At 58.1% G+C, this 403-nt stretch carries 2 protein-coding genes; both read right to left on the reverse strand.

Annotation, left to right across the window (positions count from 1 at the left end):
- Positions 1–123, reverse strand: a 123-nt coding sequence (locus tag D0817_RS26770; protein WP_193555377.1) for a glycosyltransferase family 25 protein, incomplete at its 3' end; no start/stop codon positions are given.
- Between the two features lie 115 nt (positions 124–238).
- Positions 239–397, reverse strand: coding sequence for a YdeI/OmpD-associated family protein (locus D0817_RS26775; protein ID WP_497756099.1), 159 nt, complete (start codon positions 395–397; stop codon positions 239–241).
- Positions 398–403: the final 6 nt, after the last annotated feature.

Raw genomic sequence — 403 nt, forward strand, 5'->3', positions numbered from 1 at the left:
CTGGCCGGTGCGTCCATCGACGGCGTCGATGAATTCGAATGGAATGCCTTCACGCGCCAGTTTCGCGCTCGCCCTGGAGCGACGCTCGCTGCTCGATGGCAGGCTCAGTACAAAAATTCGCATTTCTTATCGTCGGATTCTGCAACACATTGATTCCGCGCAATTTGGCGGGCCGCGATGCACTATACCCGAGTTGCCGATCCCAATTCAATACGTCGGCATTATTGATTTCAGGAAACTAGCATTTCGCATATTTCCAGTTGCGGGTCTTGGCCTGCGCGATCCATTCCACGGCCTGCGCAAGGCGGCGCTGGCGGGTCGCATCGGTCTTTGCCTCGTCGAGCCAGGCGACGTATTCGCGCTTTTGCGCTGCGGTGAGTACGTCGAAGTTGGCCAGGGCCGG

The organism is Flavobacterium cupreum, assembly GCF_003996965.1.
Lineage (GTDB): Bacteria > Bacteroidota > Bacteroidia > Flavobacteriales > Flavobacteriaceae > Flavobacterium > Flavobacterium cupreum.